Source organism: Curtobacterium sp. MCBA15_008 (assembly GCF_001865065.1).
In the GTDB taxonomy this organism is placed as follows: Bacteria; Actinomycetota; Actinomycetes; order Actinomycetales; family Microbacteriaceae; genus Curtobacterium.
In genome coordinates this window covers 287,400-298,879 of sequence record NZ_MJGN01000034.1, presented here as the reverse complement: position 1 = coordinate 298,879, position 11,480 = coordinate 287,400, and the positions used below count along the sequence as shown (strand labels likewise).

Genomic DNA, 11,480 nt, shown 5'->3' with positions numbered 1-11,480 from the left:
GACGTCCTGGTCAACGGCAAGGTCGCCGTCGCGAACGCGTACCTGTTCTCCCTGCACGGTGGCACCCTCAAGCCGCTGCAGCTCGAGGGCGACAACGCGATCCTGACCGGCACCACGGTCCACGTCTCCGCCGACGCCGCGAAGCTGCTCAACAGCACCTTCAAGACCGACGCCGTCAAGGCCAACCTCCTCGTGGGCGTCGCGACCATCACCGCACAGATCAAGTAACCAGCACGCCAGGGACAGGACGGCACCACGCGGATCGCGTGGTGCCGTTCTTCTGTCGTGTCCCGGGTGCCGTCCGGGCCTGGAGGCGCGGATCACCTCACCGACGTCGGCGCCACCATCGACGTGGCCGGTCCCCGGCTGCCGCGGCCGCTTCGGCAGCCGCACGTGCGGCCGCCGCGAAGCGCTCCTCGCGTCGGTCGTGCCAGCGCGCGACCTCGTCGGCGACGTCCCGCAGCGGGGTCACGACCGGCGGGCCGCCGAGCAGCTGCCGCCGGGCTTCCTTCACGCGGGCGTTGAAGTCCTCGAGCACGTCGCGCACGTCGGACTCCACGGTCAGCGCATCGAGGGCGTCGTCGAGCCCGGCGTCCTCCGTCCGGAGCGCGAGGGCCGGAGGAGCGATGCCGCGGATGTCCTCCCGCTCGATCTTCGACTTGATCCACCAGTCGGGATCGTGCTGGCCGTCGTTCCCGGGCAGGGGCTTGCCGTGGTACGGGTTCCCCTCGAACACCCCGCGCCGTTCGGCTTCCTCGATCTGCGCCCGCGCGTGGGCCGCGACGTCGGCGGCCTTCAGCAGACGTCGTTCCTCGCGGACCTCGTCCGGGTCGAGGGAGCCACGTTCGATCTCGCTCTCGACGAGCTGCTGGTAGCGGTAGCGGGCGGCCCTCCTGAGCCGGTCCATCCGTGCGTCGACGTCGTTCATCGTCAGACCATGATGCGCCCGACGTCCGACGTCGTCGCTCAGGACTCCTCGGCGACCTCCTCGATGGTCAGCGCGGCCTGGATGAGTGCCAGGTGCGACAGCCCCTGCGGCAGGTTGCCCATGAACGAGCCGTCCTCGCTGATCATCTCGCTGAACAGGCCGACGTCGTTCCCCTGCGCGACCATCTGGTCCATCAGGGTGCGTGCGTCGTCCACCCGCCCGACGCACGCCATCGCGGCGGCGAGCCAGAACGAGCACGCAACGAACGGGGACTCCTCGTCCTCGATGCCGGAGTACCGGTACACGAGCGGTCCGCGCTGCAGCTGCTCCTCGATGGCGCGGATCGTCGACTCCATCCGGGGGCCGCGGTCGAACGCCGACATCGTGTGGAGCAGGATCGAGGTGTCGAGGGCGTCGGACCCCGGGTACATGACGTAGTGCCCGCGCTCCTCGTCCCAGCCGTTCTCGGCCACCCACTGCTCGATGAGCTCGCGGTTCTCGACCCACTTGTCACGGGGTCCGTCGATCATGCCGGCGTCGTGGAGTTCCACGGCCGCGTCGAGCGCCTGCCAGCAGCCGATCTTGCTCGTCACGTAGTGCTGCGTGTCCTCGAGCTCCCACATGCCCGAGTCCGCTTCCTCCCAGCGGTGGCAGGCGTCGTCGGCGAGTTCCTGCAGCACGGCGGCGGTCTTCCGGTCGAGGACGTTGCCGGCGCGGACGTACTGCCGCAGGATCTCGAACACGTCTCCCCACACGCCGAGCTGCAGCTGGTCGCCAGCGCGGTTCCCGATCGTCACGGGGCCGATGCCCTTCCACCCGGGCACGTCACGGTCCTCGACACCGTCGCTCTTGGAGCCGTCCAGCTCGTAGAAGATCGGCATGTCCTCGTCGTGCTCGGCGATGGTGCGCATGACCCAGGACACCGCGGCGTGTGTCTCCTCGCGGAGCCCGAACCGGGCGAGCGCGTGCACCGTGTACGACAGGTCGCGCACCCAGGCGAACCGGTAGTCCCAGTTCTTGCCGCCGGTGCGGTCCTCGGGCAGGCTCGTCGTCGGCGCCGCCGCGATCGCACCCGTGGGCGAGTAGATGAGCAGCTTGAGGGCGAGTGCACTCCGCTGCACGGCGTCCGACCAGGGGCCGTCGTAGGAGAACTCCTCCGACCAGGTGGCCCAGTTCGCGATCGTCCGGTCCATCGCGGCGAGGGCACTCTCCGGCCGTGGCATGAAGATCGGTTCGTCGTGGGTCCCGACGATCGTCAGGATGTGCTTCGAGCCCTCGGTGGTCCGGTACCGGCCGGAGAACCGTGGGCCGTCGTCGTGCACCGGCTCGAACCCCTGCTCGACGATCGCGATCGTGATCCCGTCGATGCCGATCACGGCACCGTTCGCGGTGTCGAGGCGCTTCGGCTCGGCGGTCTGCAGCAGGGTGCCGGGGACCACTGCCCACTCCATCTCGACCGATCCCCGGACGCCCTGGACGCACCGGGCGACCTCTGCCCACGGCAGTCGGCCGGCGACACCGGTGACCATCGCGTCCGTCACGGTGGCTTCGCCGTCGGGCGTCGTCCAGGTCGTGACGAGCACGTTCGTTCCCGGCATGTACGTGCGGGATGCCTCGGCCCGCGGATCGACCGGGCGGAGCGCGACGTGCCCGCCGTGCTCGGCGTCGACGATGCTCGCGAAGACCGGCGGCGAGTCCATCGACGGGATCGGCAGCCAGTCGATCCGGCCGTCGAGCGCGATGAGGGCGACCGTCCGACCGTCGCCGATCGCGCCGTAGGAGCGGAGCGGGACGTACCCGTCGGTGCGCTCCTCGTTCTCGGTCGCGTCGGGGGTGTCTCGGGTCCGCTCGGTCATGCACCCAGCCTGCCCGGGCTCCGGGCGCGACCATCAGGCGGACGTACCCCTCGTGGACGGGCGAGCCGCGCCTCCAGGCTGTGGACAAGTCCCGACACGCCCGGGGTGAGTTGCGCAGCCCGGGCGTGTCGCACTACTGTCGTCCTCCTGCCCACCGGGCAGACCGCCCGCCCCGGGCACACCGGAAGGACCGCGCATGCGCGCCGTGCAGCACCACGAGGAACGCGTCGAGCTCCAGCTCGACGCGACCGCCGTGCTGCCCGAACAGCGCACGCAGCAGTGGTCCCTCCGTTACCCCGCGTAGGCACGCGACGTCAGACGACGCCCCGTGCCCACCCGGCCCGGGGCGTTCGTCATCACCGTCTCCGCTCGTCCGCCCGTCCGGCGACGACCAGGAGGCGCGGCGCACGACCGTCTCGGACCGTCACCTCGACCGTCACGAAAGCGAGACGAGAACCATGAAGAAGATCAACGACCGGCTGCTCAGCTGGGCCTCGATGCTCGAGGAGAACACCGAGCAGCAGGCCCGCACGACCGCGCGCATGCCGTTCGTGTTCCCGCACCTGGCCCTCATGCCGGACGCACACCTCGGCCTCGGCGCCACCGTCGGGTCGGTCATCCCGACCCTCGGTGCCGTCATGCCGGCTGCCGTCGGCGTGGACATCGGCTGCGGCATGATCGCCGTCCGGACCCAGTTCACGAAGGGCGACCTGCCGGACGACCTGCAGGAGCTCCGCGAGCAGATCGAGCGTGCGATCCCGCTGTCCGCGGGCGCCTCGAACCGGAAGATCGTGGCGACCGCCGCACCGCGGATCGCCGAGCTCGAGTCGATGGCCGCCGCTGCCGGGTTCGACCCCGACGGTGTGCACGGTGGGTGGCGGAACCAGCTCGGCACCCTCGGGTCCGGCAACCACTTCATCGAGGTCTCCCTCGACGAGGCCGACCGGGTCTGGCTGTTCCTGCACTCCGGTTCCCGTGGTGTCGGCAACAAGATCGCCCAGCGCCACATCAAGGTCGCCAAGAAGGCGATGGAGCGGTGGTGGATCGAGCTGCCCGACCCCGACCTCGCCTACCTGGTCGAGGGCACGCCCGAGTTCGACCGGTACATCGCCGAGCTGCGGTGGGCACAGCACTTCGCCCTGCTCAACCGCGAGGAGATGATGGACCGCGTCGTCCGGCAGCTGTCCGAGGTCGTCGGCACCCCCGTCGACGAGCAGGAGCGGATCAACTGCCACCACAACTTCACCCAGCGCGAGACGCACTGGGGGAAGTCGGTGTGGGTCTCGCGGAAGGGCGCCATCCAGGCGAGGGCCGGTAAGGCCGGGCTCATCCCCGGCTCGATGGGCACCGCCTCGCACGTGGTCGAGGGCCTCGGCAACAAGCCGTCGCTCGAGTCCTCGCCGCACGGTGCCGGCCGGCTGTACTCGCGGTCGGCGGCCCGGCGGACCTTCACGCACGACGAGCTCCGTGCGGCGATGGTCGGGATCGAGTACCGCGACACCGACGCGTTCCTCGACGAGATCCCGGCCGCGTACAAGCCGATCGACCAGGTGATGGCGGACGCGGCCGACCTCGTGACGATCCGGCACACGCTCCGGCAGGTCGTCAACGTGAAGGGCGACTGAGGTGGCCGTGGCGACCGTGGTCGACGTCCGTCGCGCGGTCGACGCGGCGTGGGCGGCCCGGCCCGAGCACGACGTCTCGTGGCCGGACCCCCACCCCGACCGTGACCCGCTGACCGAGGAGTACTCGCGGGTCACCGACCCGGAGCGCTACGCCGTCGTCGGCGCGCGGGCGCAGTCGTGGATCGACGCCCTCGTCGCGCTCGGGCTCGCCGACGCGAGCGTCGTGGAGGACGGCGCGACCCGGCTCGTCCCCCGCGCGCCGGACGCGCTGCCGTTGACCGTCGTCGTCCGCGCGCTCGACGGCGTGCCCGGTGGCGTGGTCGACCTCCTCGTCGGGGATCCGGCGGCCTCGGTGGACGTGCAGCCGGACTGCGGCTGCGACGCCTGCGACTCGGGATCGGCGGACCTGCTCGAGGCCATCGACGACGCGTTCGTCGGGGTGCTCGGTGGCGGGTTCGTCCTGATCGAGTCCGAGCGCTCGCGGATCGTGGCCACCGCCGACGGGTGGAGCGCCACCGGCGCCACCGGCGGTGTCGACGCGGCCATCGCCGCGGCCCGTCGCGGGGAGCGCCGGCCGGACCGCCGGACGCTCGTCGGCGGATCGTGGTGGGCACCGGTGATGACGCGCTGACGGAGACGGACTGGAGGCGCGTGGCGGGCCCGCGCCGCGCCTCCAGTCCGGCAGGTGGCTGGGACCGCTGCCCCCTGCCGGACACCGCGCGTTCCGTCGGGCACGCTCGATGGCGTGAGTGAGCAGGCGGAACAGGCGGCCCGGAAGACCGGACGCGAAGCGAAGCGGGTGGCGGACAGCCGCTGGTTCGAGGTGACGGCGCGCGCCGGGTTCGTCGGCAGCGGCATCGTGCACCTGCTCATCGGGTACCTGGCGATCCTGCTCGGCGTCGGCAACGCGTCGTCCGGCGGGGAGACCGACCAGTCCGGCGCACTGCAGCAGATCGCGTCGGTCCCCGGCGGGGTGGTCCTCCTCTGGCTCGTCGCGATCGGCACCGCTGCCCTGACCATCCGGCTCGTCCTCGAGGCCGTCGTCGGCGGGCGGAGCGACAGCGCCCGCGCGTGGGGCAACCGGCTGAAGAACGTCGGGAAGGCCGTGGTCTACGGCGTGATCGCGTACTCGGCGGCGTCCTACGCGCTCGGTGCCGGCAAGAGCTCGAGCGGGTCGAGCCGGAGTGCCGCGGCGAAGGCGCTCGCGACCCCGGGCGGTGTCTTCCTGCTGCTCCTGGTTGGGGCGATCGCGATCGGGATCGGCATCGGCCTCGTGGTGATCGGCTGCCGGCGCTCGTTCTGGAAGCAGCTCGTGCGTCCGCCGCAGCAGGTCGAGCGGGTCGTCACCGTGCTCGGGATCGTCGGCTACGTCCTGAAGGGCATCGCCGTGGTGATCGTCGGCGTGCTCATCGCGGTCGCCGGCTTCCGGAGCGACCCCGACCAGGCGACCGGACTCGACGGGGCGTTCGACGCGCTGCGGAGCATGCCGGGCGGGGTGTTCGTCCTCGTGGCGATCGGCATCGGGTTCCTGGCCTTCGGCGTCTTCAGCTTCTTCCGCGCCCGGTACGCCCGCCTCTGAGCCGCGGGCGCACGGACGACCTGGCCGGCGCGGACTTTCGCGCCGTGCGACACCTCACGGGCTGAAGCGGGCGTGAGGTGTCGCTGAGCCCGTGAGCTCGCCGCCGCCCGGCCTGAGGGAGCACGGAGCCGGCGCCGGTAGACCTGGCGGATGAGCAGTGCGACGACCGGACCCGTGACCGTGTTCTCCGACGCCCGGGCGGTCCTCGCCGAGAGCATCGTGTGGGACCCCGCGTCCGAGCGACTCCGCTGGACGGACATCACGCTCGGGACCCTGAACACCGCGGACGCACACGGCACGATCCTGTCCAGCGTGCCCCTGCCCCCGCCGCTCGCGAGCTTCCAGCCCCGCGCCGGTGGCGGCTTCGTCGCGGCGCTCGGCGACACGATCGTGGTCACCGATCCGGACGGCGCCGTCGAGCGGGAGATCGCCCGGGTCGAGCACGCGATGGACGGCATGCGCTTCAACGAGGGCAAGTGCGACCCGTTCGGCCGCTTCCTGGTGGGCAGCATGAACCTCACCACGGGCGAGCCAGACGCGGCGCTGTACTCCGTCGAGGCCGACGGCACCACGCGGCTGCTCCGCGGCGGGTTCGGCGTCACGAACGGCATCGAGTGGTCGGACGACGGCACCGTGATGTACGTGACGGACACGAGCGCGTCGACGGTCTACCGCGCGTCCTACGGTCCCGACGGGGAGCTCGGCGAACTCCAGCCGTTCATCGTCGGCGCCGCGCACGACGGCCTGGTGCGCGACGACGAGGGCTGCTTCTGGAGTGCGGTCTACGGCGGCGGGCGCGTCGAACGGTACAGCCCGGACGGCTCGCACCTCGAGACCGTCGAGCTCTCCGCGCCGAACGTGACCTCGGTGGCGTTCGGGGGTCCGGACATGTCGACGTTGTTCGTCGGGACGGCGCGCGAGAACCTGACCGAGGAGCAGCTCGAGCAGTCGCCGCAGTCGGGTGCGGTCCTCGCGGTCCCGACCCGCGTGCACGGGTTCCCCGCGAACACCTTCAGCGGCTGACGGGGCGGGGCGGACGCCACGACGAGGTCCGCGGGTATCCTGGGCGACCGCCCGACCCGAGGAGTCCACGTGAACGACGAGCACACGGCAGCCACCCCGGACCCGGCGAGCCACCTCGCCGCAGCGCAGGACGCCGACGTCACGGTCGAGGTCGACCGGGTCGCCGTCGACGGCACCTACGTCCGGGTGAGCTCCATCGGCGAGCCGGGCGAGCGGGCGTTCCTGCTGGTCGCCGGCCTCGGGATCGCCGCCACGTACTACGAGCGGCTCGCCCCGCACCTCAACGAGAACGGCCCGGTGCACGCACTCGACCTGCCCGGGTTCGCCGGGGTCCCGCGCTTCCGCGGGAAGGTGTCGATCGAGCGCTACGCCGACGCGGTCGAGAAGGTCATCGCCGACCTCGGGCTCGTCGACCCGGTGCTGATCGGCCACTCGATGGGCACGCAGGTGGTCACCGAGGTCGCGGCCCGTCGCCCGGACATCTCCGACCTCGTGCTCATCAGCCCGGTCGTCGACTCGAAGGCCCGGACGGTCCGCCAGTCGGCGTTCCGGTTCCTCCGGTCGACGCTGCACGAGCCGGCAGCGGTGCGGTGGCACGGCATCACGGCGTACGCGCTGTGCGGGTGGCACTGGTTCTCGAAGGTGCTGCCGCGGATGATCGCGTTCCCCATCGAGGAGCGCGCGGCCCACGTGCAGGCGCGCACGCTGATCGTGCGGGGCGAGCACGACGCGATGGTGCCGCGCGACTGGGTACGTCGGCTGGCCCGGGTCTTCCCCTACGCGGTCCTCCGCGAGGTCGTCGACGGAGCGCACTCGGTCATGCACGCCCAGGCGGACGCCGTTGCACGCCTGGCCGTCGCCCACGTCGACGGCGCACTGCCCGACCGCGGCGTGTCCTCGCTGCAGCGTGTCCGCGACGACTCGACGTCCTCGGACCTCGCGCGGCTCGGCCCGAAGGACGCCTGGCTGCTCGTGAAGTCGCGGTTCGTCGAGCTGTTCGGCATGGCGCGGAACGACGACGAGACGCTCGAGGCGGCCAAGTCCGCCCACGCGGTCGCGATGGCGGACGGCGACGACCTGCCGGTCGACCCGGCGGATCGCCGACGGGTCGTCGACGAGGTCGCCCCCGAATCCCGCAAGGCCGGCTGAGCGGACGCCCTGGACGCGACGCACTGGAGGCCCGGTGCCGGTTCTCGGAACCGGCGCCGGGCCTCCAGGCACTCACGTCGTCAGGCCGTGATGCGGCCCCGCAGCATGTCGACCGTCAACGCGTTCGCCTCGGCGAGGACCTTGCGGGCCTCGTCGGTCTTGTCCCAGACGTTCCAGAGCAGGACCCCGCGCACCGTGTCGTCGTCGTCCAGGTAGTAGACGACGCCGGTGACGTTCGGCTCCTGCCAGTCCTCGACCGCGCGGAGCTTCGTCGTGACCTGCCCGACCGCCTCGTAGCCCATGTCGAAGACGTCCGAGTAGAACATCGGCGTGTGGTCGTAGGTCTCGTCGGCGTCCGCGAGGTTGCGGCCGGCCTGCCGACCCTGTTGCTGGGCGTTGTCGACGTGCTCGACCCGTCGCGTCCCGAGGATCCGGTCCGGGTACTCGGCGACGTCCCCGGCGGCGAAGACCGAGTCGTCGTCCGTCAGCAGGGTCGAGGAGACGACGATGCCGTCGCGGACGGTGAGCCCGGCGTCGGCGGCGAGCTGCGTCGCCGGTTCGATGCCGAGCCCGACCACGACGGCGTCGGCCTCGACCGTGGACCCGTCGTCGAGCGTCAGCGTGACGCCGTCGTCGGTCTGGGTGCCCGACTCCACGCGACGGCCCGTCCGGAGTTCGACCCCGTGGTCGACGAACCGCTGCTGGAACGCCCGGGCCAGGCCGTCCGGGAACATCCGGCCGCCGACCACCTGGTCGGGGTCGACCAGCGTGACGCGTGCACCGTTCTGCACGATGCCCGCCGCGATCTCGGTCCCGATGTAGCTCCCGCCGACGACGGCCACGTGGGCACCGGCCTCGGCGAGTTCGCGCAGCCGGCGGTAGTCCGTCGCGCTGCGGTAGTCGAGCACGCGCGGCGACGGGTCGAGCCCCGGCAGGCCACGCGGCTTGCCGCCTGTGGCGAGGAGCAGACGGTCGTAGCCGTACGTGTCGCCGTCGCTGGTCGTGACGGTCTTCGCGTCGCGGTCGATCGTCGTCACCGCGGTGCCCAGGACGAACGTCGCCCCGGTCTCCTCGGTGTGCAGGTCGACCTTCTCGTCCCAGCTGAAGTCCGGGTCGGTCCAGAGCTTCTTCGACAGCGCGGGACGGGCGTAGGGACGGTCGACGTCCTCGCTGATGATGCCGATGGAGCCGTCCGCGTCGAGCTCACGGACGCCGCGCGCGGCCGCCTCGGCGACCATCCCGCCGCCGACGACGAGGTACCGGAAGTCGGTCATGGATCTCCCTAGATCTAGATCGTGGCGACGGAACCGGAGTCGACCCGGTAGTTGGACCCGTTGACGAAGCTCGCCAGGTCGGAGCAGAGGAACGCCACGACGTTCGCGACCTCTTCCGGCTCGCCCCGGCGGTGCAGCTCCATGTACGGACGCTCCTCGTCGAGGAACGACTCGATGGCCGCGTCGAAGGACGTGCCGAGCTCCTTGGCGCGCTTGTCCATCATGGCGTCGGTCATCGGCGTGTGGATGAACGCGGGACTCACGGTGTTGACGAGCAGTCCTTCAGAGGCGTACGAGCGCGACAGCCCCTTCGCGAACGACAGGACCCCGGCCTTGGCGGCGCAGTAGGGGAGCTCGTCGTCGTAGGGCTGCGAGGCATCCTCGGAGACGAGGTAGACGATGCGACCCCAGCCGCCGTTCCGCAGGTCGGCGATGAACTCGCGCGTGATGCGGACCGGCCCCATCAGGTCGATGTCGATCGTCTCCTTCCAGCCGTCCTCGTCGATCTCGTGGAACATCCCCTGGGCGCCGGTGACGCCCGAGGACTGCACCAGGATGTCGATCTCGCCGACCGCGTCGCGGACCTTCGTGTGCAGGTCCGCCAGGCTCTCGGCGCTCCGGACGTCCGCCGCGAAGGCGTGGAGCCGTCCGGGCGCCGCGTCGAGCTGGTCGGCGCTGTTGTCGAGGCGCGCCTGGTCGATGTCGGTGACCACGACCGTCGCGCCCTCTGCCAGGAGGATGCGCGCGGTGTTCCAGCCGATGCCGGAGTCACCGCCGAAGACGAGCGCGGTCCGACCCTGGATCCCGAGGTCCATGCGGCTCCCTACGCGTGTGCCGAGGCGTCCGCGACGGCCGGGGTGGTGGCCGAGGCGAGCGGCGTGCTGGGGGCGCGGTTCTCGGCGGAGACCATCCACGCGAGCTGCTCGAGGCGCTCGATGAAGCCGTGCAGCAGGTCGGCGGTCGTCGGGTCCTCTTCGTCGACCTCGTCGTGGACGTCGCGCATGGTGCCGGTCGCCTGGTAGAGGCGGAGCGTCACGAGGTCGATCGCGTCGTGCGTGGTGACCTCGCCGTCCGGGAACTGGTCGAGGTGGCTCTGCGCGGCGACGGTGCTGGACCGGCCGTCCGGCACGGCGTAGAGCGCGCGCATGCGCTCCGCGGTGTCGTCCGCGAACTCACGAGCGGCGTCGACGATCTCGTCGAGCTGGAGGTGGAGGTCCCGGAAGTTGGTCCCGAGGATGTTCCAGTGGGCCTGCTTGCCCTGGAGGTGCAGGTCGATGAGGTCCACGAGGACCGCCTGGAGGTTCTTAGCGAGCTTGTCCGATGCGTGCATGATCGGCTCCTTCCGCATTGGGTGACCAGTACCAGTCCGGTCTACGCGGTGCGGCAGGACGTCCGCTCAGAGGACCGTCCCCCGCGGCGTCGCTCGGTGGTGCTCAGTGCGCGGCAGCGGGCGCGGGGTCGACCTGGTCGACGGCGGTGCGCATCTGCTCGAGGAACACCGCGACGACCCGGGCGTCGTCGGGGGAGAGCCCCTCGGCGATCGACATCATCCGGCGGTGCATGACGCCGAGGGTGGCGCGGACCTCGTCGTCCGTCTCGGTCGTCGGGGTGATGACGAGCGCGCGGCGGTCGGTCGGGTGCGGGTCGCGGCGGACGTGGTTCGACTTCACGAGCCGGTCGATCAGGATCGTCGTCGACGCCGACGAGATCTTGAGGTAGGCGGCGAGGTCCTTCGGGCTGACCGCCCGGCCGGCGCGCTGCGACTGCAGCAGGAAGCGGACGGCGAGCAGGTCGGTCTCACCCATGCCCATCGAGTCGCGGGTGCGCCGTCGCATCGCCGTCTCGGCGGCGCGGTACCGGCGCAGGGCGTTGAGGACGGTGACCCCGCGCTGGGTGGCGTCGTCGTCGGGGAACCAGTACCCGGACGCTGCCGTGATCTCCTGCGTGGACATGGCGTTCAGGGTAACCCGGCTCGTCGCTAGGCCATCTAGGAATCTCACGGCCACCCGTCAGGACGGCGCCGCAGGACGGACTGGAGGCACGGTG

General features: G+C 71.4%; 11 protein-coding genes and 1 pseudogene. 6 read left to right on the top strand and 6 right to left on the bottom strand.

Translation table 11 applies throughout. The annotated features are described in order from the left end of the window. A pseudogene (locus BIU96_RS19920) lies at positions 1-228 on the top strand (hypothetical protein); the annotation flags it as partial. Positions 229-325: 97 nt separating this feature from the next. Here BIU96_RS19920 and BIU96_RS14370 read toward each other — a convergent pair. After that, on the bottom strand, positions 326-928 hold the full coding sequence (locus BIU96_RS14370) for a DUF1992 domain-containing protein (protein ID WP_071293268.1): 603 nt from the start codon (positions 926-928) through the stop codon (positions 326-328). Positions 929-966: 38 nt separating this feature from the next. Beyond that, a complete protein-coding gene (locus BIU96_RS14365) occupies positions 967-2,784 on the bottom strand; it encodes a glycoside hydrolase family 15 protein (protein WP_071293267.1) in 1,818 nt (605 codons plus the stop codon). A gap of 458 nt (positions 2,785-3,242) precedes the next feature. Here BIU96_RS14365 and BIU96_RS14360 point away from each other — a divergent pair, with 458 nt between their 5' ends. From BIU96_RS14360 to BIU96_RS14340, 5 genes are all read left to right on the top strand, one after another. Continuing rightward, positions 3,243-4,409, top strand: a complete 1,167-nt coding sequence (locus tag BIU96_RS14360) for an RtcB family protein (protein ID WP_071293266.1) — start codon at positions 3,243-3,245, stop codon at positions 4,407-4,409. A 1-nt stretch (position 4,410) separates the two neighbouring features. After that, on the top strand, positions 4,411-5,040 hold the full coding sequence (locus BIU96_RS14355) for a DUF6226 family protein (protein ID WP_071293265.1): 630 nt from the start codon (positions 4,411-4,413) through the stop codon (positions 5,038-5,040). A gap of 114 nt (positions 5,041-5,154) precedes the next feature. Then, positions 5,155-5,988, top strand: coding sequence for a DUF1206 domain-containing protein (locus tag BIU96_RS14350; protein WP_175477564.1), 834 nt, complete (start codon positions 5,155-5,157; stop codon positions 5,986-5,988). A gap of 150 nt (positions 5,989-6,138) precedes the next feature. Further along, positions 6,139-7,011 carry an SMP-30/gluconolactonase/LRE family protein gene (locus tag BIU96_RS14345; protein ID WP_071293264.1) on the top strand — a complete coding sequence of 291 codons (873 nt, stop codon included), beginning with the start codon at positions 6,139-6,141 and terminating at the stop codon, positions 7,009-7,011. A 69-nt stretch (positions 7,012-7,080) separates the two neighbouring features. Further along, complete coding sequence (locus BIU96_RS14340) at positions 7,081-8,160, top strand: alpha/beta fold hydrolase (protein WP_071293263.1); 1,080 nt, start codon at positions 7,081-7,083, stop codon at positions 8,158-8,160. A gap of 80 nt (positions 8,161-8,240) precedes the next feature. Here BIU96_RS14340 and BIU96_RS14335 read toward each other — a convergent pair whose 3' ends face one another. The 4 genes from BIU96_RS14335 to BIU96_RS14320 form a co-directional block, all read right to left on the bottom strand. Beyond that, complete coding sequence (locus BIU96_RS14335) at positions 8,241-9,434, bottom strand: NAD(P)/FAD-dependent oxidoreductase (RefSeq protein ID WP_071293262.1); 1,194 nt, start codon at positions 9,432-9,434, stop codon at positions 8,241-8,243. 14 nt (positions 9,435-9,448) lie between these two features. Further along, a complete protein-coding gene (locus BIU96_RS14330; RefSeq protein ID WP_071293261.1) occupies positions 9,449-10,249 on the bottom strand; it encodes an SDR family NAD(P)-dependent oxidoreductase in 801 nt (266 codons plus the stop codon). Between the two features lie 8 nt (positions 10,250-10,257). Further along, the gene (locus BIU96_RS14325; RefSeq protein ID WP_071293306.1) at positions 10,258-10,764 is read right to left on the bottom strand and encodes a Dps family protein; all 507 of its coding nucleotides are present in this window, start codon (positions 10,762-10,764) and stop codon (positions 10,258-10,260) included. A gap of 103 nt (positions 10,765-10,867) precedes the next feature. After that, a complete protein-coding gene (locus tag BIU96_RS14320; protein WP_071293260.1) occupies positions 10,868-11,386 on the bottom strand; it encodes a MarR family winged helix-turn-helix transcriptional regulator in 519 nt (172 codons plus the stop codon). Positions 11,387-11,480 lie beyond the last annotated feature (94 nt).